This is a genomic window from Candidatus Epulonipiscium viviparus (assembly GCF_000171335.1).
GTDB classification, from domain to species: domain Bacteria; phylum Bacillota; class Clostridia; order Lachnospirales; family Cellulosilyticaceae; genus Epulonipiscioides; species Epulonipiscioides viviparus.
The window spans coordinates 1-23,271 of the sequence record NZ_ABEQ01000005.3; the positions used below are offsets into that span (position 1 = coordinate 1).

Consider the following 23,271-nt stretch of genomic DNA (forward strand, 5'->3'; position numbering starts at 1 on the left):
AATTGCTTTGACTAGATGGGGACCAGCCTATGATGATCCCACCACTTATCTAAATTTGTTGCTGTCGGGAAACGCATATAACTATGGAGATTATTCGAACCCAGACTATGACGCAACGATGCAAGCTGCTGCAGATGCACCGACTCTAGAGCAAAGATGGGAGCTGCTAAAAGATGCGGAAGCAATTTTGCTAGAGACAGCACCAGTTATTCCGGTATTTCAGACGGGAGTGGCGGCATTGCTKAATCCTRAGGTGAAGGGCTTGCGAACTCAGGCAGTGGGTGTGCCATATATYTACAAGGAYTTAGAAATAATGGAATAGAGAAAGGAARGAAAATAAATGAAGAAAATGGTTTCGGCTTTGATGATGACAATGTTRATGCTAACCGCTTGCGGAGGTGCAGACGATAAAGCAGACGGCAAAACTGTAACGCTGGCAAAAGAAAATGACATCATATCGTTAAACTCAACTTATGCGACAGACGGGATGTCGTTCGAGGTAATGCACACAATGATAGAGGGGCTTATGACTACGGATAAAAAYGATAAGCTGATCCCCGCAATAGCAGATGCCTACACCGTGAGCGATGATGGGCTAACCTACACGTTTACAATCAGATCGGAYGCGRTGTGGTCRAACGGAGCACCAGTRACTGCCCATGATTTTGAGTTTGCCTGGAAACAAACTATTGCGAGCCCAGACGCAGAGTACGCGTATCTATTCACTATGGATGGTGCGCGCATATTGAATGCAGATAAGATTTTGTACGAGGGCGCAGATGTGGAGACGCTGGGAGTGAAAGCAATCGACGATGCGACATTGGAGGTTAAGYTGTCAAAGAARACGCCGTACTTTTTAAGCTTAATGGCATTTCCGGTGTTCTATCCTCTAAACGAAGAATTCTTTGTTGCCCAGGGAGATGCATATGGATTTACGCCTGATAGCATCTTGTCAAATGGCGCGTTTTTACTGGAAAATTGGGAAAAAGATACCAAAATTGAGCTGGTTAAAAATCCCACATATTATGACGCAGATGCCGTGAAAATCGATAACCTAGTTTTTAGAATCACTCCAGAAGTATCAACTGGCGTAACAGCATTCGAAGCTGGTACTGTCGATTACACAAGACTTAGTAGTACTCTGATTGACAAATACAAGGACACAGATGAATTTTTGGAAATCGTAGATGCGTATTTATGGTATCTACAAATTAATGAAAAATCTGAAGCATTCCAAAACGAAAATCTACAAATGGCTTTGGCATACGCAGTAGACAAGGAAGATCTCACTAGCAATGTACTAAAAGATGGGTCGATGCCTGTAAATGGATTTGTGCCCCATGCGATGGCTCCGGGGCCAGATGGCGTAATGTTTCGTGATAGYACAGACGAGTATTTAGTTTTTGATGAAGCACTGGCGCAAGAATATTTTGAYAAGGCRTTGGCYGAAGCTGGCACTGATACTATCGAAATTACATTGCTATACGAAAATGCAGACCCCGCAAAATCTGCYGCAGAGTATCTCCAAGCTAGCCTACAAGCAACACTGCCAGGTTTGGAAGTTAAGATGAATGTACAGCCAAAGGAAAATCGCATCGAGTTGCAAAGAGATGGAGAGTTCGAGGTTTCGTTGACTAGATGGGGACCAGACTATGATGACCCAACCACCTATCTAAATCTGCTACTTTCTGACAATGCACAAAATCATGGAAAATATTCAAACCCAGACTATGACGCAACGATGCAAGCTGCTGTAGACGCATCAACTCCAGAGCAACGATGGGAGCTGCTAAAAGATGCGGAGGCAATTTTGCTAGAGACCGCACCAGTTATTCCGGTATTTCAGACGGGTGCGGCGGTATTGCTKAATCCTGAGGTGACGGGCTTGCGAACTCAGGCAGTGGGTGTGCCATATATCTACAAGGATTTAGAAATAATGGAATAGAGAAAGGAAGGAAAATAAATGAAGAAAATGGTTTCGGCTTTGATGATGACAATGTTAATGCTAACCGCTTGCGGAAGCGCAGACGATAAAGCAGACGGCAAAACTGTAACGCTGGCAAAAGAAAATGACATCATATCGTTAAACTCAACTTATGCGACAGACGGGATGTCGTTCGAGGTAATGCACACAATGATAGAGGGGCTTATGACTACGGATAAAAACGATAAGCTGATCCCCGCAATAGCAGATGCCTATACCGTGAGCGATGATGGGCTAACCTACACATTTACTATGAAGCCAGATGCGATCTGGTCGAACGAAGCACCAGTGACTGCCCATGATTTTGAGTTTGCCTGGAAACARACTATTGCAAATCCAGATGCGGAGTATGCGTATTTATTTACTATGGATGGTGCGTGCATATTGAATGCAGATAAGATTTTGTACGAGGGCGCAGATGTGGAGACGCTGGGAGTGAAAGCGATCGACGATGCGACATTGGAGGTTAAGYTGTCAAAGAARACGCCGTACTTTTTAAGCTTAATGGCRTTTCCGGTGTTCTATCCTCTAAACGAAGAATTCTTTGTTGMCCAGGGAGATGCATATGGATTTACGCCTGATAGCATCTTGTCAAATGGCGCGTTTTTACTGGAAAATTGGGAAAAAGATACCAAAATTGAGCTGGTTAAAAATCCCACATATTATGAYGCAGATGCCGTAAAAATCGATAACCTAGTTTTTAGAATCACTCCAGAAGTATCAACTGGCGTAACAGCATTCGAAGCTGGTACYGTSGATTACACAAGACTTAGTAGTACTCTGATTGACAAATAYAAGGATACCGACGAATTTTTGGAAATCGTAGATGCGTATTTGTGGTATTTGCAAGTGAATGAAAACTCTGAACCATTTGAAGATGGAAACCTACAGATGGCYCTTGCATAYGCAATAGATAAGGAAGATCTCACTGACAATGTGCTAAAAGATGGGTCGATGCCTGTAAATGGATTTGTACCTCATGCGATGGCTCCGGGGCCAGATGGCGTAATGTTTCGTGAGAGCACAGACGAATATTTGGTGCCAAACGAGGCGCTGGCGCAAGAATATTTTGACAAGGCATTGGCCGAAGCTGGYACGGACACTATAGAAATTACGTTGCTATACGACAATGCAGACCCCGCAAAATCTGCTGCAGAGTATCTCCAAGCTAGCCTACAAGCAGCACTGCCAGGTTTGGAAGTTAAGATGAATGTACAGCCAAAGGAAAATCGCATCGAGYTGCAAAAAGATAGAGAGTTTGAGGTTGCGTTGACTAGATGGGGACCAGACTATGATGATCCCACCACTTATCTAAATTTGTTACTTTCGGGCAACGCATATAACTATGGAGATTATTCGAATCCAGATTTTGATGCAACGATGCAAGCGGCCGCAGATGCACCGACTCCGGAGCAAAGATGGGAACTGCTAAAAGATGCGGAGGCAATTTTACTGGAGAGCGCACCAGTTATTCCGGTATTTCAGACGGGAGCTGCAGCGTTACTAAATCCTAAAGTGACGGGGCTACGAACTCAGGCAGTGGGCGTTCCGTATATTTACAAAAATTTAGATATCGCAGAGTAAAAAACACCGGGAGCTGATGTAGCTCCTTTTTTGGTAAGGGGGATGATTATGAGTAAGTCAACTGTAAAATATTTGGGCAAGAGAGTACTTATTTCTTTGTTGACGCTGTTGGTGATTGTGGCAATATTATTTTTGATGTTAAAACTAATGCCAGGAACTCCGTTTAACGATGAAAAGCTATCGGAAGCTCAGAAAGCGCAACTCTACGCTAAGTATGGTTTGGACCAGCCATTGATTATACAATTTTTTACGTACATTAAAAATATGATGATGGGAGATTTTGGAACTTCATTTGGGATATCTAGAAATCAGCCAGTAGCGAATTTGATATTGCCGAGGATCCCGATATCCTTTGGAATAGGAATTGCAGCGGTAATATTGGGAACGATAGTCGGTATTGCATTAGGAATCTATGCAGCAAAGCATAAAAATACTGCCGGAGATACGATAGCGACATTGTTTTCGGTGCTTGGGGTGAGCGTACCGTCGTTTGTGGTTGCGCTGTTATTATTACTTATATTTGGAGTACAGATTCCGGTCTTTCCGGTTTTGTTTGACTCAGATAATATTATTGTGTCGTCGATTTTACCCGTGATTGCCTTGTCGTTTGGAGTTATTGCCAATGTAGGAAGATTTACTCGCTCCGAAATGATTGCGGTGTTATCGAGTGACTATATCGCGTTAGCAGAAGCGAAAGGGTTGGATAGTAAGTTGATCATCAAAAAGCATGCTATTCGTAATGCACTGATACCGGTAATTACAATTTTGGGACCGATTCTGGTAAATTTGATGACGGGGTCGATGGTGCTGGAGCAGATATTTTCGATACCGGGTCTTGGCTCGTTGCTAGTAAAAGGAATTACCGTAAACGATCACAACGTGGTTTTGGCGGTAGCATTTTTGTATAGCATTCTATATGTGGTGCTGATGTTGATCATAGATATTTTGTATGGAATAATTGATCCAAGAATAAGAATCGCGAAGGGAGAGTAGGCTATGGAATTTTTAGAAAATGACTTTGAATTTGCCGCAAAAGTGGATGCGGCTGTCGCTGAGGAAGTGCTGGCTGTAAACTCGGGGTATAAAGACTTTTTTAAACGTTTGCTAAAGAATAAAGGAGCGGTGGTTGGTGGCATCTGCATAATAATTATTGCCCTATTTGCTATGATCGCTCCAATAGTATCGCCATTTGAATTTGATATCATCGATACTTCTATTCAGTCGACGCCTCCAAATTCGACGCATATATTTGGAACAGATGTACTAGGGCGAGATTTGTTTGTGCGCGTGTGGAGCGGAACTCGAATTTCGTTATTCGTTGCCCTAACTGCGGTAATAATAGACATCTGCTTTGGAATGATATACGGATTGGTAAGTGGCTATTTTGGTGGCAAAGTTGATACAGTAATGCAGCGAATTCAAGAAGTGATAAGTTCGATTCCGTCGCTGGTAATTTTGACGCTGCTTCTAGTGATTATGCAAGCATCGTTGTTTACGATTATTTTGGCGTTGATGCTAACTGGTTGGATAGGAATGGCACGCATAACGAGGGCKCAGGTGCTAAAAATTAAGGAAGAGGAATTTGTTTTGGCGTCAAAAACTTTGGGAGCGTCGAAYATATTTATCATCTTTAAAGATATCTTGCCTAACATCTTTGGACAGCTAATTATTATGTCGATGTTTTCTATTCCCAATGCAATATTTTATGAGGCATTTCTAGCGTTTGTGGGCCTAGGTATTCCGCAACCACAAGCATCGCTTGGAACATTGATAAACGATGGATTTAAAACAATTTTGATCACGCCATATATGGTGGTAATTCCAGTATTGGTTTTGGCAGTACTAATGCTTAGCTTCAATTTGCTTGCAGATGGGCTTCGCGACGCATTTGACCCTACGATGAAGGAGGCATAAACTATGAAAATATTGGAAATACGCGATTTACACATATCGTTTGAAACTGATAATGGCAGAGTGAAGGCAATAAGAGGAGTAAATTTAGACTTAAATAAAGGAGAGACAATTGCCATTGTGGGTGAATCTGGAAGCGGAAAATCTGTTGCAACAAAAGCTATTATGGGAATTTTGGCTGGAAATGGAAGAATAGATCAGGGAACTATCCGCTATACGTGGGAAGATGACTATAGTCCAGAAGTAGGAAAAGTAGAGGGCAAAACGGTCGATATCGTTCAGCTTTCCAAAGAAGAATTGCAAAGAGATATTAGAGGGCGAAAGATYGCAATGGTTTTTCAGGATCCGATGACATCGCTAAATCCAACGATGACGATTGGAATGCAAGTAATGGAGCCGATGCTATATAATTATAATATGGATAAGGACGCGGCATATAATAAGGCGCTAGAGTTGCTGGAGYTGGTGGGAATAACAGAAGCCAGGAAGCGAATGAAAAGTTATCCGCATCAGCTGTCGGGTGGAATGCGGCAGAGGGTGGTAATAGCAATAGCGCTATCGTGTGATCCGTATGTGTTGATATGCGACGAGCCAACCACGGCACTAGACGTTACAATTCAGGCAAAAATTTTGGAGCTGATAAAAGATATCCAGAAGAAGAAAGATCTGTCGGTAATATATATTACGCATGACCTTGGCGTTGTTGCAAAGGTGGCAGACTACGTAAACGTGATGTATGCAGGAAAAATTGTAGAAACAGGAACGRTAGAAGAGATATTCTATACCCCGAAGCATCCGTATACCTGGGGGTTGCTATCCGCGATGCCAGATTTAGATACCGACGATGCCACGTTGTATACGATTCCGGGATCGCCACCAAATTTGGCCAAAGAAGTGGTAGGAGATGCGTTTGCGCCGAGAAATCAATTTGCGTTGAATATCGATTATAGATTGGAGCCGCCGATGTTTGATGTTGCGGGGTCGGAAACGCATAAAGTGGCCTCGTGGTTGCAGCATCCAAATGCGCCCGCGGTCGAGATGCCAGCAGAGTTAAAAAACAAAATTACTAAGATGTTGAAGGAGGCATAGGAGATGACTATATTAGAAGTTAAAGACCTTAAGCAATATTTTAGAATCAATCGAAAATTTACAGTAAGGGCAGTCGATGGCGTAACGTTTGAAATCAAAAAAGGGCAAACTTTTGGATTAGTGGGAGAATCTGGAAGCGGAAAATCGACAATAGGTAGAAGTATCATTAGGCTCTATGATCCAACTGGCGGAGAGCTGATATTTAACGGTCAAAATATTTCGGGGAAGCTGACTTTAGAGCAAAATAAGCTAGTGAGAACCAAGATGCAGATGATCTTTCAAGACCCGATGGCTTGTTTAAATCCGCGAAAAAAAGTATTAGACATAATTGCGGAGGGATTAGAGATTCATAAATTGTATGAGTCTACCGCAGAACGCGATGAAAAAGTATATGCGATATTAGAAAAGGTGGGTCTATGCGCAGATCATGCAAACAGGTATCCGCATCAATTTTCGGGAGGGCAACGGCAGCGTATAGGCATTGCTCGTGCTCTAATAATGGAGCCAGATCTGATAATAGCAGACGAAGCTATATCCGCATTAGACGTTTCGATTCAAGCGCAAGTGGTAAACCTAATGAAGAAGATACAAGAAGAGACGAACACCGCATTTCTGTTTATTGCACATGATTTGTCGATGGTAAAATATATTTCGGATGTGATAGGGGTATTGCATCTGGGGCATATTGTAGAGATGGGAAGCAAGGAAGAGATCTTTGCAAATCCAATTCATCCGTACACTCAATCTTTGTTAACAGCAATACCGTCGCCAAATCCTAGAATAGAACGCAACAAGAGAGCGAAGTCGTTTGACTACGATACGAGCGGAATAGACTACAATGTAGGTGAGAAGCGATTGGTAGATGGCACTCACTATGTGCTTGCAACAGAAGCAGAATACAAAAAATGGGTAGGCTAATAGCAACTTACCCATCCGACATAATAATTTAGAAATCTTTCTTTTTGAGATTGTTTTGCAGCATGGCAATAAACATAGGAACCAGTCTCGCTATAGTGGGATTTGCAGTATACTTTGCGTAGGCTTTAGAAAGTTTGAGCCACGCTTTTTTATTGACTTCGCTCATATGTCCTGGAGACATAAATTTGCTAAACGAAAATGATTTTTCAACGTTTTCATAGCAGAGCAGATTGCCAAAGTTGCCATGTCCAGAAACCAATTCTTTGCCCTCTTCGCATCCGCCCCATGTTAAATATGGATTCAGAAAGATAAATGGTGGCATAGTGTTAACTCCAATTGCTCCATATTGTAAGTCGTTGATCGATTTTTGTATAGCGCTTCGATGATTTGCTAATGTTTGATCGTCGATAATAATGGCGCAGGCCAACGTTCCGAGCAGATCATTATTGGCAAATTCAACGGCTTCTAACATAAATTCTCTTGCAGAAGCGGGGGTATCAAGAGCAACTTCATCTAATATAAGGCAAAATGCTTCGTGAGATGTGGCAAATCCCTGCTTCTCAACATCCTCGATAAATAGCATATCTGCAGCGCGATCTGTCTTTGCATCATCATTGACAATAACCTCCGCGTYGGGATAGGCTTTCTGAAAGTTAGCAAAGGTGGTGGAGCTGTTTGGATAGTAGCTTGGTGTAGCTGCCGTACCYGACTTGATCGCCGMTTTGAGTGCAGTAAGAAACTCATCTCGTTGCTTCCAATTTTTTGATGTTACAATAGTTTGGGGCCTTCCGCAAACAGCTCCGCCATTAAATTTTGCCATAGTAATAATAGTTAGCGCCTGATGCTCGATCTCTTTTTTAGTCCAGGTRCGATCMGAAGGAACAATAAAGAATGGATTGTTGCCACCGCATTCAGAAATGAGATTCGCRGAGGTTTCGGATGCGATAAGATTTGCAGTTGCGGAGGAGCCGGTAAAGTATACGGTATTTACCAGAGGATGCGTCGTCAATTCTTCTCCCGCATTACAGTCGCAGAAGCTGAGCGCACCAATTTCAACTAGCGGAGCAAAGATCTGGGCCCATATGAGATCGGTTTCGGCGTTGATAGGATGTGGCTTATGGACTACGGCACAATTTTCGAGAAATAGCGCTTTTACCATCTCTACTGCGGAAGAATAGTTGCCAGCACCGAGGACAGCAACRATGCCGCCGTTTTTAGTGAGAGGATTGACTTGCTTGACATTGCCTTTAACGCGAAGATAGTCTTGGCGATCAGAGTAAAGAAGCTTGTCTAATTTTTTGTTGGGATAAACAAGCAAATCATGACGATCCTTGCCGACCAAGTGTGTAACTGATAATGCATGCATCATTTTGCCCTGTATGATAGACTCATACAAATCGATTATCGCATTGAGTTGGCCGATAATTGGAACCACTGTGGCTTGATATCCAAGACCGAGTAGCGCTGGATTATTGACGTCCCATTTCTTGGCTTTGGTATCTGATTGCGCCAATTGATCTAAATGCGGATCAACATTGGCTCGTACAAGCTTTAATAATGAAAGTTTAACATCGGCATCTAATATGGCCCAGCTTAGAGGCTTTAGATGATCAATTGCTTCTTGGGCGGTCATAATTTTTTTTGAGTTCATGATATTCTCCTTTGTGGTAAAAATAATAGTATTATTAGTTGCCATTGCATCGATTTTTATTCAAATAAATAAGGAAAATATCCAAAAATATGAAGGAATGGAAAATAAATGTAATATCAACAAAAATAAATGTTTATTTTTAGACTTTTTTTTGTAAAAATGCTATATAAATTTGCAATATTTCAAAATATGATGTATAATGGATAAAGTAGATAAAATAGGTAAAAAAGTGGATAAAGCGGAATATATTGATACAGTAGAAAGTAAAAATTATGAAATGGGGGATTAGTTTATGGAAGCACAAGCGGTTCGAAGTGTATTATTTAATATTCAAGAAGAGTTTGGTACTGTCATTAAAGATATCGATAAAAATTTAAAAAAGAAAAAACAATCTGGGGATATTTATTTAGATTATTTACAAAAGATCGAAGAGGCAACTCAAAGTATTGTGGCCAACGCAGATGCGACGGTGGAGTTAACAGAAATCACACAAATAAATCAGGCCAACTTGGCAACTGCGATAGAAAACGATGAAGCTATTATTGCTATTCTCGAATCAATTTCTGCAGAATATAATACACTGGCGACGGATTTTGAAGAACAGGTGAAAGAAAATATAAGCAAAGAATTTGAAGCGCTATCCAAAATTCAAAGAGAAATTAAAGAAAGTGTTGCGATTAAAACAGCGGCGCTCAAAGATATTATAGCGAGCCAATTTCAAGAAGTAAATGTAACACAAGCTGCGATAGAAGACCAAGTATCATCTGTGATATTAGCACAAATGGAAATGGAAGAAATTTTGATGGAGAAAGTTTCTGCAGCTGCATCTGCCCAGGCGATAATGACAGATACGTTATCAGAAAAAGTTGCGGGCGTGGCATCTGCTCAAGCGATAATGACAGATACGTTATCAGAGAAAGTTGCGGGCGTGGCATCTGCCCAGGCGATAATGACAGATAAGTTGGCCGAAAAAGTTGCGAGCATGGCATCTGCCCAAGCAATAATGACAGATACGTTATCAGAAAAAGTTGCGGGCGTGGCATCTGCTCAAGCGATAATGACAGATACGTTATCCGAGAAAGTTGCGGGCGTGGCATCTGCCCAAGCAATAATGACAGATACGTTATCCGAGAAAGTTGCGGGCGTGGCATCTGCTCAAGCGATAATGACAGATACGTTATCCGAGAAAGTTGCGAGTGTGGCATCTGCTCAAGCAATAATGACAGATACGTTATCAGAAAAAGTTGCGGGCGTGGCATCTGCTCAAGCAATAATGACAGATACGTTATCCGAGAAAGTTGCGAGTGTGGCATCTGCTCAGGCAATAATGACAGATACGTTATCCGAGAAAGTTGCGGACGTGGCATCTGCTCAAGCAATAATGACAGATACGTTATCAGAAAAAGTTGCGGGCGTGGCATCTGCTCAAGCAATAATGACAGATACGTTATCAGAGAAAGTTGCGGACGTGGCATCTGCTCAAGCAATAATGACAGATACGTTATCCGAGAAAGTTGCGAGTGTGGCATCTGCTCAGGCAATAATGACAGATACGTTATCAGAAAAAGTTGCGGACGTGGCATCTGCTCAAGCAATAATGACAGATACGTTATCCGAGAAAGTTGCGAGTGTGGCATCTGCTCAAGCAATAATGACAGATACGTTATCAGAGAAAGTTGCGGACGTGGCATCTGCTCAAGCAATAATGACAGATACGTTATCCGAGAAAGTTGCGAGTGTGGCATCTGCTCAGGCAATAATGACAGATACGTTATCAGAAAAAGTTGCGGGTGTGGCATCTGCCCAAGCAATAATGACAGATACGTTATCCGAGAAAGTTGCGGACGTGGCATCTGCTCAAGCAATAATGACAGATACGTTATCAGAGAAAGTTGCGAGTGTGGCATCTGCCCAAGCAATAATGACAGATACGTTATCAGAAAAAGTTGAGAATGCTACAGAAATTCAGGGGACTCTCTTTGAAAGCTTTGCCAAAAAAGTATCAGATTTATTTGTGGCTCAATCTGAAATGACAGACGGTATAATAGTTAAGATCGCATCGATATTTTCAAAGCAGGCTGAGATGGAAAACAACTTGGCGGAGCAAATTTCGAGCGTGGCAACTACACAAGTAGCGATGGAAGATGCACAGACTTCAATGGAAGATAGGCTATCAGAACAAGTTGAAACTTTGTTAGAGCAAGTAAGCGCAATGACTAACATCAAGAGTAAATTGAATCTACAGTCTGATAAAGTGGCGCAGATGGAAGATAAGATTACAGCGGAAGTGGCAGCCGCGACAGTGGCCCAGCTCGAAGCGGTGAACGCTTGTGTATTTGAACTGGCAGAAACGCAAAGATTGGAATTGAATAGATTGGAGAAAAAGACATCTAGATGGATGCTATATGTATCAATACTATGCATGATTGCAATCCTAATGGATGTATTTATATAAGGATATGCGAAAAATAGATTGTCATAGACATTGTTCTGGCGCTGCAGCAGACTTGGAGGAGCTGAAATCCTCCGCTGCAGAACTGGATATCAAAAAAATTGTTTTGTTTGGGCATAATGGAATGGGAAGAGTAGGAGTTGACGAAAAAGTTTGGGAATGGTATTCAAAATATAAAGAACTGATAGTACCGTTAGCTTGTGATTTTGATTTTGTAGAGGGAGACCTAGAGTATGCTGTTGCTTGTATGGAGAAAGGATTTTATGGATTTGGTGAAATACTGATAGGGCATGCGGGGGCACAAAAAAAGCGATTAGCAGGAGTAAAATATAGCGATCCGATACCGATAGCGATATTCAAGTTGGCCGCAAAGTATGACGGATTTGTATTGGTCCATAGCAATCCCATATATAGTAAAGACTTTCTAGCCGCAGTACGAGAATGTGAGCAGACGACATTTGTGTGGGCGCATATAGCATATGATTTTGAAAACAAGGCGATGCCAGATGCGGAAGAGGTAGAGAGACTGTTGTTAGAAAATAAAAACCTCTATTTTGACATATCATTTTGGACAACAGATGCGAGTTGCATGGGCGCTCCGAAATACATAAATTTGTTAGAAAAATACAGTACACGATTTATATTTGGAATGGATCTTACAAAAGGATATTTGGAAATGCAAAACAAATATTATTCAAATTATGAACAAGTATTAAATAAACTTTCGAAAGCTGCACAAATGAATGTTTATTACGAAAACATGAATAAACTTAAAAAAAAACGAGAAGCGAAAAAATTTAATGAAGAAAAATAAGTATAAAGTGAATATTTTTAAGGCGTATTGGAAAATATCTAATTGATATAATAGAAAAATGAAGGAGCATTAGATATGACCAAACAAGTAAAAAAAAATAGAAGCTACGATGTAAATTGGGCAGGTTATTCGCTGAGATTGGCAAAAAAATATTCAAAGTTGCTCTCGCTCACACGCAATGCGTTGGTAGAAAATGTAAATAAATAAGATTATAAAAAAGCTACGGGGTCAAAAGCACTGGCTATAAAAGAAACCGTAGCGATAATTGCGTAGCTAGAAGGACAAGCCGCGGATAAAGTAAATATAAAAGATGAAGAGGTGATAGATAAATTTGAGGATTATGCATCTGCGGAAATAGAAGTAGATGAGCATGCTAAAATATGAGTAACTGTATCTGAGGTGATAGATAAATTTGAGGATTATGTATCTGCGAAAATTGAGATAGATGAACATGCTAAAATACGAGCAACTGTATCTGAGGTGATAGATAAATTTGGAGATTATGCATCTGCGAAAATAGAAGTAGATGAGCATGCTAAAATACGAGCAACTGTATCTGAGGTGATAGATAAATTTGAGGATTATGTATCTGCGAAAATTGAGATAGATGAACATGCTAAAATACGAGCAACTGTATTTGAGGTGATAGATAAATTTGGAGATTATGCATCTGCGAAAATAGAAGTAGATGAGCATGCTAAAATAAGAGCAACTGTATCTGAGGTGATAGATAAATTTGAGGATTATGTATCTGCGAAAATTGAGATAGATGAACATGCTAAAATAAGAGCAACTGTATTTGAGGTGATAGATAAATTTGAGGATTATGCATCTGCGGAAATAGAAGTAGATGAGCATGCTAAAATAAGAGCAACTGTATCTGAGGTGATAGATAAATTTGAGGATTATGCATCTGCGAAAATTGAGATAGATGAACATGCTAAAATACGAGCAACTGTATTTGAGGTGATAGATAAATTTGAGGATTATGCATCTGCGAAAATTGAGATAGATGAACATGCTAAAATAAGAGCAACTGTATCTGAGGTGATAGATAAATTTGAAGATTATACATCTGCGAAAATAGAAGTAGATGAGCATGCTAAAATAAGAGCAACTGTATCTGAGGTGATAGATAAATTTGAGGATTATGTATCTGCGAAAATTGAGATAGATGAACATGCTAAAATACGAGCAACTGTATCTGAGGTGATAGATAAATTTGGAGATTATGCATCTGCGGAAATGGCGGTAACAGCATGAGTTAAAGTAGAGAAATTGGTGTCTGTGAAAACAGAAGTAGATGAGCATGCTAAAATATAAGCAACTGTATCTAAGATGGTAGATAAATTTGAAGATTATGCATCTGCAGAAATAGCGATGGTTGCATAAGTTAAAGTAGAGAAATTGGTGTCTGTGAAAAATGAAGTAGATGAGCATGCTAAAGTACAAGCAACTGTATCTGAGGTGATAGATAAATTTGAAGATTATACATCTGTAGAAATGGTTGTCTAAATAGCTGCGATAGCATAAGTTAAAGTAGAGGACTTAGCATCTGCGGAAATGGCGGTAACAGCATGAGTTAAAGTAGAGAAATTGGTGTCTGTGAAAATAGAAGTAGATGAGCATGCTAAAGTACAAGCAACTGTATCTGAGGTGATAGATAAATTTGAGGATTATGCATCTGCAGAGATAGCGGTGATAGCATAAGTTAAAGTAGAGAACTTAGCATCTGCGAAAATTGAGGTAGATGCGCATGCTAAAATATAAGCAACTGTATCTGAGATGATAGATAAATTTGGAGATTATGCATCTGTAGAAATGGCTGTCTAAATAGCTGCGATAGCATAAGCATAAGTTAAAGTAGAGAACTTAGCATCTGTGAAAATAGAAGTAGATGAGCATGCTAAAATACAAGCAACTATATCTGAGGTACTAGATAAATTTGAAGATTATACATCTGCGGAAATAGAAGTAGATGAGCATGCTAAAACATGAGCAACGGTATCTGAGGTGATAGATAAATTTGAAGATTATGCATCTGCGGAAATGGCGGTAACAGCATGAGTTAAAGTAGAGAAATTGGTGTCTGTGAAAATAGAAGTAGATGAGCATGCTAAAATATAAGCAACGGTATCTAAGGTGATAGATAAATTTGAAGATTATACATCTGCAGAAATAGCGATGGTTGCATAAGTTAAAGTAGAGAAATTGGTGTCTGCGAAAATAGAAGTAGATGAGCATGCTAAAATAAGAGCAACTGTATTTGAGGTGATAGATAAAATCGAAGATTATGCATCTGTGAAAATTGAGGTAGATGCGCATGTTAAAATATGAGCAACTGTATCTAAGATGGTAGATAAATTTGAAGATTATGCATCTGCGAAAATTGAGATAGATGAACATTCTAAAATACGAGCAACTGTATCTGAGGTGATAGATAAATTTGAGGATTATGCATCTGTAGAAATGGCTGTCTAAATAGCTGCGATGCATGAGTTAAAGTAGAACTTGAAGTTAGAAAGCTAGTATTTACAATGGTTATTGCATTCAAAAAATTGAAGTTAAAGTAGAACTTGAAGCAGGATTTTCTTCGATTTCAGAGTATAAATAGCGTTCTCTAAAATCATGGAGAATGATATATTACATATTGTATGAAACAGTTTTCAGGTGCAGAAATAGCAGCGATAGCATGAGTTAGAGAAATTTGTATCTGTGAAAATAGAAGTAGATGAGCATGCTAAAATATAAGCAACGGTATCTAAGGTGATAGATAAATTTGAAGATTATACATCTGCAGAGATAGCAGAGATAGCATAAGTTAAAGTAGAGAACTTAGCATCTGCGAAAATTGAGGTAGATGAACATGCTAAAATATGAGCAACTGTATCTGAGGTGATAGATAAAATCGAAGATTATGCATCTGCGAAAAATGAAGTAGATGAGCATGCTAAAATATAAGCAACTATATCTGAGGTACTAGATAAATTTGAAGATTATGCATCTGCGGAAATAGAAGTAGATGCGCATGTTAAAATATGAGCAACTGTATCTAAGATGGTAGATAAATTTGGAGATTATGCATCTGCAGAGATAGCGGTGATAGCATAAGTTAAAGTAGAGAAATTTGTATCTGTGAAAATAGAAGTAGATGGGCATGCTAAAATATAAGCAACTGTATCTGAGGTGCTAGATAAATTTGAAGATTATACATCTGCAGAGATAGCAGCGATAGCATAAGTTAAAGTAGAGAACTTAGCATCTGCGAAAAATGAAGTAGATGAGCATGCTAAAATATAAGCAACTATATCTGAGGTACTAGATAAATTTGGAGATTATGCATCTGCAGAGACAGCGGTGGTAGCATGAGTTAAAGTAGAGGAATTGGTGTCTGAGAAAATAGAAGTAGATGAGCATGCTAAAATATAAGCAACGGTATCTAAGGTGATAGATAAATTTGAAGATTATACATCTGCAGAGATAGCGACGATAGCATAAGTTAAAGTAGAGAAATTGGTGTCTGTGAAAATAGAAGTAGATGAGCATGCTAAAATATAAGCAACTGTATCTGAGGCGATAGATAAATTTAGAGATTATGCATCTGCGGAAATGGATGTCTAAATAGCTGCGATGCATGAGTTAAAATAGAGGAATTAGTATCTGCGAAAATTGAGATAGATGAACATTCTAAAATACGAGCAACTGTATCTGAGGTGATAGATAAATTTGAGGATTATGCATCTGCAGAGATAGCAGAGATAGCATAAGTTAAAGTAGAGAACTTAGCATCTGCGAAAATTGAGGTAGATGAACATGCTAAAATATGAGCAACTGTATCTGAGGCGATAGATAAATTTGAGGATTATGCATCTGCAGAAATAGCGATGGTTGCATAAGTTAAAGTAGAGAAATTGGTGTCTGCGAAAATAGAAGTAGATGCGCATGCTAAAATATAAGCAACGGTATCTAAGGTGATAGATAAATTTGAAGATTATACATCTGCAGAGATAGCAGAGATAGCATAAGTTAAAGTAGAGAACTTAGCATCTGCGAAAATTGAGGTAGATGAACATGCTAAAATATGAGCAACTGTATCTGAGGTGATAGATAAAATCGAAGATTATGCATCTGCGAAAAATGAAGTAGATGAGCATGCTAAAATATAAGCAACTATATCTGAGGTACTAGATAAATTTGAAGATTATGCATCTGCGGAAATAGAAGTAGATGCGCATGTTAAAATATGAGCAACTGTATCTAAGATGGTAGATAAATTTGGAGATTATGCATCTGCAGAGATAGCAGCGATAGCATAAGTTAAAGTAGAGAACTTAGCATCTGCGAAAATTGAGGTAGATGAACATGCTAAAATATGAGCAACTGTATCTGAGGTGATAGATAAAATCGAAGATTATGCATCTGCAGAAATAGCGATGGTTGCATAAGTTAAAGTAGAGAAATTGGTGTCTGTGAAAATAGAAGTAGATGAGCATGCTAAAGTACAAGCAACTGTATCTGAGGTGGTAGATAAATTTGAAGATTATGCATCTGCGGAAATGGCGGTAACAGCATGAGTTAAAGTAGAGAAATTGGTGTCTGTGAAAATAGAAGTAGATGCGCATGCTAAAATATAAGCAACTGTATCTGAGATGATAGATAAATTTGAAGATTATACATCTGCAGAGACAGCGGTGGTAGAATGAGTTAAAGTAGAGGTTAAAGTAGAGGTTAAAGTAGAACTTGAAGTTAGAAAGCTAGTATTTACAATGGTTATTGCATTCAAAAAAAATGAAGTTAAAGTAGAGTTTGAAGTAAAATTTTCTCCGATTTTAGAGTACAAATAGCGTTCTCTAAAATCGTGGAGAATGATATTTTACATATTGTATGAAACAGTTTGCAGGTCAGGCACGGATAATTCTATACCCAGGTTGGTGGAAATCGCAATGGCGCCTCTGAGGTTGTGGATGGCAAAAACATTGCGGAGAAGTATTTTTAGATTTGTGGCAACTCCGGTGAAGGTTATGGTAACGGTGTTGTTAGAGTTTAGTGCTGCAGCTGTGAATATACATTGACCGTCTGTATTGTATATTGTTGTAGATGCTTCTTCGGAGAGCTCAAAAATGTGTAATGTTAGCCCGGTGGCATAGTCGTAATCAGGCTGTTGATCGTTGTTGCCAAAGGCAATGATGGAGTTTTCTTTTGCAAGTAGAGGAAGAGACATAAAGTTGTGGTTTTCGTATTGCCAACTGCCTTGAGACTCGATTATGTCATTGGATAAAATATGCGTCCACTTGCCTTTTGGTAGGTAGTAGTTTACATCGCCGCTGTTGGTAAAGACAGGTGCAACTAAAATGCTGTTGCCTAACATATATTGGCGATCTAGGTGTGTGCAATTTAAATCATCTGTGAACTCCAGGATCATTGCTCTCATTACTGGAATGCCAACGTCGTGAGCATAGACAGCTGCATCAAAAATATATGGCATCAAAGTACATTTGAGATTGGTGAAAAATCTAAGAACTTCGACGGCTTCCTCTCCGAATAGCCATGGCACTCGATAGGATTTTGCGCCGTGTAGTCGAGAGTGGGTTGACAATAATCCAAATGCAACCCAACGTTTGTAAACTTCAGCTGGCGCAGTGCCCTCAAATCCAGAGATGTCGTGACTCCAAAATCCAAATCCGCTCAAGCATAGAGATAAACCACCTCGGATTGATTCGCTCATGGATATGAACGAGGAAGAGCAGTCACCGCCCCAGTGTACGGGAAATTTTTGTCCGCCGGCAGTGGCGCTGCGAGCAAATAGACAAGCATCGTTTTYGCCGCGAACTTCTTGTAGCAATTCGTAGACGCATTTGTTATAAAGATATGTGTAAAAGTTATGCATCTGAGTCGCGTTGCTAGTATCGTGATAGATTACATCAGTGGGAATGCGTTCGCCAAAGTCGGTCTTGAAAGTATCCACGCCCTGATCTAAGAGAGTGCGTAATTTAGTTTGGTACCATTTATATGCGGCGGGATTTGTGAAATCGACAATACCCATGCCGGCTTGCCATTTGTCGGTTTGCCACACGTTGCCGTTGGGTTTTAGAAGCAGAAAGCCGTGTTGCTTAGCCTCGGCAAATAGAGGAGACTTTTGMGCAATATATGGATTAATCCAGACGCAAATTTTGAGCTGATAATCTTTTCTAAGAGTTTTTAAGAAGCTGTCAATATTGCCGAAGGTAGCAGGATCCCACTCGAAGCTACACCATTCATTTTCTTTCATCCAGTAGCAGTCAAAGTGAAATACATGCAAAGGAATGTTGCGCTCTTTCATGCCATCAACGAATCCCAAAACAGTTTTCTCATCGTAGGATGTTGTAAACGAAGATGTTAGCCACAGTCCAAAACTCCATGCAGGTGGAAGTCCAGGTTTGCCAGAAAGTGAAGTGTAATTTTCTAAAACCCCTTTCATATCAGCAGCGCCTATTAGCATAAAGTCGAGTTTTTCACCGGGCACAGAAAACTGAACTTTGGTAACGGCYTCAGAACATACTTCAAAAGATACTTTGTCTGTAGAATTTACAAATACACCGTAGCCTTTGTTGGTGAGATAGAAAGGAATATTTTTGTAGGAAATCTCAGATCCCGTGCCACCATCTTCGTTCCAGATATCAATTACYTGCCCATTGCGAACAAATGGAATAAAACGTTCTCCCATTCCATAAACATATTCGTCTAAATCTATGTCCAATTGACCCCTCATAAACGTTCCGTCAGGGGTGTTTAGGCAGCCTAAAATGGTTTTGCCAAAGCGATTGCCGACCTTTGTTAGAAGGCGATCTTGGTAATAATAACTGATGGTGGCAGGATTTTTGGTGATTACCATCTTGGTATCTGCAGAAGAAATAATAAGGCGGTCTTCTGTGTCGAGGACGTCTATATCGCAGGCTTGATTTTCGAGCTCAAACTGAGGTTCTTTTTCGTTACTGCCCATAAAGTGATAGACCTGTGTGCGCAATATGTTTGGCATAGGAGAAGAAATAAATATTGTGAGAACAGGGCCATCCATTGCGCGTTGATTGAATGTATAATTGACAACATATAAACGAACTTGATTTTTATCTATCTTTATTTCTCGAATTTGTACTGTATCATTGCTAGTGATTCCGGGTTTGGTAGACCAATATCCATCTGTAAATTTCATAAATATTCTCCTTTAAGTAAATTAAAATTTTTATCAGTYTAACTGGGAATGAAAAATTATGCAAGGTCGTGCTGATTAAAGTAATACTTTAGTTGAATAATTTAAGTGCAATTTATATGGATAATACTTGCAATTTTAATGGGTCAAACAGTAATGATTTTAGAAAAATAGTTATAACATTGCAAGATCTGAAAATAATAAAGTCGTTTTGAGATTTTGTATACAGAAAAGTATATAAAAAATAAAGTGATTCGAAATTTAATTTATTTAATGTTGCGATATTTTTGAAAATATATTATCGAGTTGTAATATTTGATACAATAAAATTAAAAGAAAATTAAAATAAATGTTGTGTATTTAAAAAAAACTTGAAGATTAATAAAGTATATTGTAAAAATTAATAAAATGACATATAATATATACAAAATATTGCGAAAGGAGTTAGAATATGAAAAAAGTTTGGCTTATAGGTTCCACAAGTAAAGTGGGAAAAGAATTGTTAAAGTTACTAGATGTTAGAGAAATTGAATTACTTGATACAGATGTGAATGAGGTTGATATAACAAATATATCTGACGTATATAAATATGCTCGAATGAATCGACCAGAAATCATTATCAATTGTGCTAATGCAAAAGAAACACTTGATGTGGACAAAATCTATAAAGTGAATGCTGTTGCAGCGAAAAATATTAGTTTGGCCGCGCATGATATAGATGCTAAGTTGATCCATTTGTCAAGTTGCGAAGTTTTTGGAAATGATAAAGAGACTCCATACACGGAATTTGATCTACCAACCCCTAATACTATATATGGGCTATCAAAAATGGCAGGGGAGAGATATGTTAGAGATTTTAAATCTAAGTATATCATTATTAGACGAGGGTTAACTTATGGAGGATTTATTCAAGATGTTATAGATGCATGTAAAGAAAATAAGTCTATTGATGCGCCTAAAAATCAATTTATTCAACCTACAAGTCCAAAAGATCTAGCAAAGCTGATCGTGAGCGTAATTAACTCCAAGGACTATGGGATCTACCATGCCGTTAATACCGGAGCACCTAGCAAATATGAGATTGCCGTAGAAATCGCTAGGATTCTTAAATCTAGCAGTCACATAACTGCTGTTGATGCGGATGAAAAAAGCTATAAAATACTCGAAAACTTTATGTTAGAAAAAGTAAAAAATTATAGCATTGGATCGTGGCAAGAAGGTCTTGAAGATTATTTAAAATAAGGAGATTTGGGCAATGAAATTAGTCTACTCCTTGTAATAAAATTGGAGGGGGATTCATGAAGAAATTAGCAGCAAAAATGAGCTTGTCGACACAAATTTTTATAAGTTTAATCGCAGGAATGCTGGTTGGGGTTATATTTTTCTATTTTGTGCCTGCAAGTTTTATTAGAGATGATGTTTTAGTGAATGGAGTATTTTACTTATTGGGGAATGGATTTATAAGAGCGATGCAAATGTTGGTTGTTCCATTAGTATTTTGTTCGTTAATTTGTGGAACGATGGCAATTGGAGATACAAACACATTGGGTAAAGTGGGGATTAAGACCCTGGGGTTTTATCTTATTACCACAGCCGTCGCGATCACAATTGCGCTTTCTATAGGAGAGTTGATTAATCCAGGAGTTGGATTAGATATGGAATCTATCAAAATGTCTACGGCAACAGCGGCGGAAGCTACTAGTGTTGTGGATACCTTTTTGAATATTGTTCCCAAGAATCCTATAGGATCATTAGCAGAAGGAAATATGTTGCAGATTATTTTCTTTGCAGTATTGGTCGGAATAATCTTAGCAAAATTAGGAGATAGCGTTAGAAATATTTCCAATAGCTTTAATCAGTGGAATCAGATTATGATGAGTATGACTCTTATGGTTATGAAAGCAGCTCCTATTGGGGTTTTCTGCTTGGTTGCAAAGACATTTAGTGARATTGGGTTTGATGGATTTTTGCCAATGATTAAGTACATGTTAGGAGTATTGTTGGCGCTTGGAGTTCAGTGCTTTATAGTGTATATGATTATGCTAAAGATCTTTGCGAAGAAAAGTCCAACTAAATTTTTGAAAAAGTTTTTTCCGGTTATGGGATTTGCATTTTCGACAGCAACATCAAATGCGACAATTCCTCTATCAATTGATACATTAAGCAAAAAGATGGGAGTATCTAAGAAAATTTCTTCTTTCACAATTCCTCTTGGCGCAACAATAAATATGGATGGAACAGCGATTATGCAAGGYGTAGCGGTTGTATTTGCGGCACAGGCGTTTGGAATCGACCTTTCTGTAATGGATTATGTGACTGTTATATTTACCGCGACTATGGCGTCTATCGGTACGGCTGGCGTGCCAGGTGTTGGTTTGATTACTCTTTCTATGGTATTCGCATCTGTTGGATTGCCAGTAGAGGCAATAGGAATCATAATGGGTATTGACCGTATATTAGATATGACTCGCACCGCTGTAAATATCACTGGCGATGCCGTATGTACTATAATTGTAGCAAAGCAAAATGACGCTATCAAAGATGACGTTTATGATAATATGAGTGAGGAGACAAAAGAAGTAGCAGCATAAATGAGATATTGAGGCTTATCAGCGATGGTAAGTCTTTTTKGTTGCCAGTTATTGACTATTGTCCTGGATTGCTGCATATGATACAATTATGCCAAATAAGGTTTGACGGGAGGAAGAAAATATGATTGCTTCTATAATGTTTCATTATTTTCATGATGATATCACATATTTAAAATGCCAGGGAAGCCTGTCTGAACAGGATTTAGAAAAGATTATTACTACCTCAAAATATAAAATAATTTCTGTTGATGAATGGTTCAATAAATATGAAACTAACAGACTGAGCAGTAACGAGGTATTTCTTTCGTTTGATGATGGGCTAAAAGAACAAATAAAAATAGCGCTTCCAGTTTTGGAGCGCCATAACTTAAAAGGGCTTTATGCGATAAACACAAAAGCAATATTGAGTGGAAGAGATAAATTGGAATTGTATCGTCATTTTAGAAATAATTATTTTAAAGATGTGAATGATTTCTATGTAAAATTTTTTGACGCAATTACTAAAACGAAATGGGTTGATACTTATAATAGAATATGTACTGAACTGAATTTTGAAGAATACTTACAAGAGTATAGTTTTTATACCTATGACGACAGGAAATTTCGATATTTTAGAGATCAAATACTAAAGGAAGATTATGATGAAGTGATGGATTTATTAATTTTAAATTCCGATCTCGACCCCGATAATTTAGATTTGTGGTTTAGTCTCCAAGATATAAGAATGATTTCGAAAAACGGACATCAAATAGCTTTGCATACTCATACGCACCCATACAATTTTGACAAACTTTCAGAAGAAATGCAGTATCAAGAATTAAGTCTAAATAAGATAATCTTACAAGATATTATTAGTAAGTTTGTGAATATAGTAAGTTATCCTTGTGGTAGATATAATGAAGATACCATTAAAGTTTTGGGAAAGTTGAATATTGATTATGCAGTGCTATCGGCACCATCAAACAATAGTGAGCGATATAGATTGGGTAGAATTGATTGTGCTGATATATTAAGGTATTTAAGCTAAATAGAAGTAGCAAGAAGTAGCTGTTGAGCAGATGATAAATCAGTCTACCACTTGCTGCTTATT

Annotated in this window: 17 protein-coding genes and 1 pseudogene; 16 read left to right on the top strand and 2 right to left on the bottom strand. The window is 38.7% G+C overall.

The genetic code is table 11. From position 1 onward, the window contains the following. The 7 genes and pseudogenes from EPU_RS13830 to EPU_RS01290 form a co-directional block, all read left to right on the top strand. A pseudogene (locus tag EPU_RS13830) lies at window positions 1–322 on the top strand (ABC transporter substrate-binding protein); the annotation flags it as partial. 18 nt (window positions 323–340) lie between these two features. Next, on the top strand, window positions 341–1,945 hold the full coding sequence (locus EPU_RS01265) for a peptide ABC transporter substrate-binding protein (protein ID WP_029487771.1): 1,605 nt from the start codon (window positions 341–343) through the stop codon (window positions 1,943–1,945). An 18-nt stretch (window positions 1,946–1,963) separates the two neighbouring features. Further along, window positions 1,964–3,568 (top strand): peptide ABC transporter substrate-binding protein, encoded by a 1,605-nt coding sequence (locus tag EPU_RS01270; protein ID WP_029487772.1) that lies wholly within the window; start codon window positions 1,964–1,966, stop codon window positions 3,566–3,568. Between the two features lie 48 nt (window positions 3,569–3,616). Further along, window positions 3,617–4,561: an ABC transporter permease gene (locus tag EPU_RS01275; RefSeq protein WP_010166040.1), complete on the top strand. Its 945-nt coding sequence runs from the start codon at window positions 3,617–3,619 to the stop codon at window positions 4,559–4,561. A 3-nt stretch (window positions 4,562–4,564) separates the two neighbouring features. Beyond that, entirely contained in the window at window positions 4,565–5,482 is a 918-nt protein-coding gene (locus EPU_RS01280; protein WP_029487773.1) for an ABC transporter permease, read from the top strand. A 3-nt stretch (window positions 5,483–5,485) separates the two neighbouring features. Further along, window positions 5,486–6,568 carry an ABC transporter ATP-binding protein gene (locus tag EPU_RS01285; protein ID WP_029487774.1) on the top strand — a complete coding sequence of 361 codons (1,083 nt, stop codon included), beginning with the start codon at window positions 5,486–5,488 and terminating at the stop codon, window positions 6,566–6,568. A 3-nt stretch (window positions 6,569–6,571) separates the two neighbouring features. Next, complete coding sequence (locus EPU_RS01290) at window positions 6,572–7,486, top strand: ABC transporter ATP-binding protein (protein WP_010166046.1); 915 nt, start codon at window positions 6,572–6,574, stop codon at window positions 7,484–7,486. A gap of 28 nt (window positions 7,487–7,514) precedes the next feature. On the opposite strand, the gene EPU_RS01295 is transcribed toward EPU_RS01290, so the two are convergent. Continuing rightward, window positions 7,515–9,137 carry an aldehyde dehydrogenase family protein gene (locus EPU_RS01295; protein WP_083792523.1) on the bottom strand — a complete coding sequence of 541 codons (1,623 nt, stop codon included), beginning with the start codon at window positions 9,135–9,137 and terminating at the stop codon, window positions 7,515–7,517. 292 nt (window positions 9,138–9,429) lie between these two features. Between EPU_RS01295 and EPU_RS01310 the strand changes: the two genes are divergently transcribed. The 6 genes from EPU_RS01310 to EPU_RS14260 all read left to right on the top strand — a co-directional run bounded on the left by EPU_RS01310 (window position 9,430) and on the right by EPU_RS14260 (window position 14,884). After that, window positions 9,430–11,592 (top strand): RNA-binding protein, encoded by a 2,163-nt coding sequence (locus EPU_RS01310; protein ID WP_010166054.1) that lies wholly within the window; start codon window positions 9,430–9,432, stop codon window positions 11,590–11,592. Window positions 11,593–11,596: 4 nt separating this feature from the next. Further along, window positions 11,597–12,403, top strand: coding sequence for an amidohydrolase family protein (locus tag EPU_RS01315; protein WP_156778377.1), 807 nt, complete (start codon window positions 11,597–11,599; stop codon window positions 12,401–12,403). Between the two features lie 75 nt (window positions 12,404–12,478). Then, on the top strand, window positions 12,479–12,610 hold the full coding sequence (locus EPU_RS14250; RefSeq protein ID WP_010166058.1) for a hypothetical protein: 132 nt from the start codon (window positions 12,479–12,481) through the stop codon (window positions 12,608–12,610). A gap of 192 nt (window positions 12,611–12,802) precedes the next feature. Next, window positions 12,803–13,666, top strand: coding sequence for a hypothetical protein (locus tag EPU_RS01325; RefSeq protein ID WP_010166060.1), 864 nt, complete (start codon window positions 12,803–12,805; stop codon window positions 13,664–13,666). 951 nt (window positions 13,667–14,617) lie between these two features. Beyond that, on the top strand, window positions 14,618–14,740 hold the full coding sequence (locus EPU_RS14255) for a hypothetical protein (protein WP_010166066.1): 123 nt from the start codon (window positions 14,618–14,620) through the stop codon (window positions 14,738–14,740). A gap of 15 nt (window positions 14,741–14,755) precedes the next feature. Then, window positions 14,756–14,884, top strand: coding sequence for a hypothetical protein (locus EPU_RS14260; protein ID WP_010166068.1), 129 nt, complete (start codon window positions 14,756–14,758; stop codon window positions 14,882–14,884). A 2,392-nt stretch (window positions 14,885–17,276) separates the two neighbouring features. Here EPU_RS14260 and yicI read toward each other — a convergent pair. Continuing rightward, a complete protein-coding gene (gene yicI / locus EPU_RS01360; protein WP_029487776.1) occupies window positions 17,277–19,592 on the bottom strand; it encodes an alpha-xylosidase in 2,316 nt (771 codons plus the stop codon). A 448-nt stretch (window positions 19,593–20,040) separates the two neighbouring features. Here yicI and EPU_RS01365 point away from each other — a divergent pair, with 448 nt between their 5' ends. From EPU_RS01365 to EPU_RS01375, 3 genes are all read left to right on the top strand, one after another. Next, window positions 20,041–20,832: an SDR family oxidoreductase gene (locus EPU_RS01365; RefSeq protein ID WP_010166072.1), complete on the top strand. Its 792-nt coding sequence runs from the start codon at window positions 20,041–20,043 to the stop codon at window positions 20,830–20,832. Between the two features lie 56 nt (window positions 20,833–20,888). After that, window positions 20,889–22,181: a dicarboxylate/amino acid:cation symporter gene (locus EPU_RS01370; RefSeq protein WP_029487778.1), complete on the top strand. Its 1,293-nt coding sequence runs from the start codon at window positions 20,889–20,891 to the stop codon at window positions 22,179–22,181. Window positions 22,182–22,302: 121 nt separating this feature from the next. After that, window positions 22,303–23,208, top strand: a complete 906-nt coding sequence (locus tag EPU_RS01375) for a polysaccharide deacetylase family protein (protein WP_010166074.1) — start codon at window positions 22,303–22,305, stop codon at window positions 23,206–23,208. Window positions 23,209–23,271 lie beyond the last annotated feature (63 nt).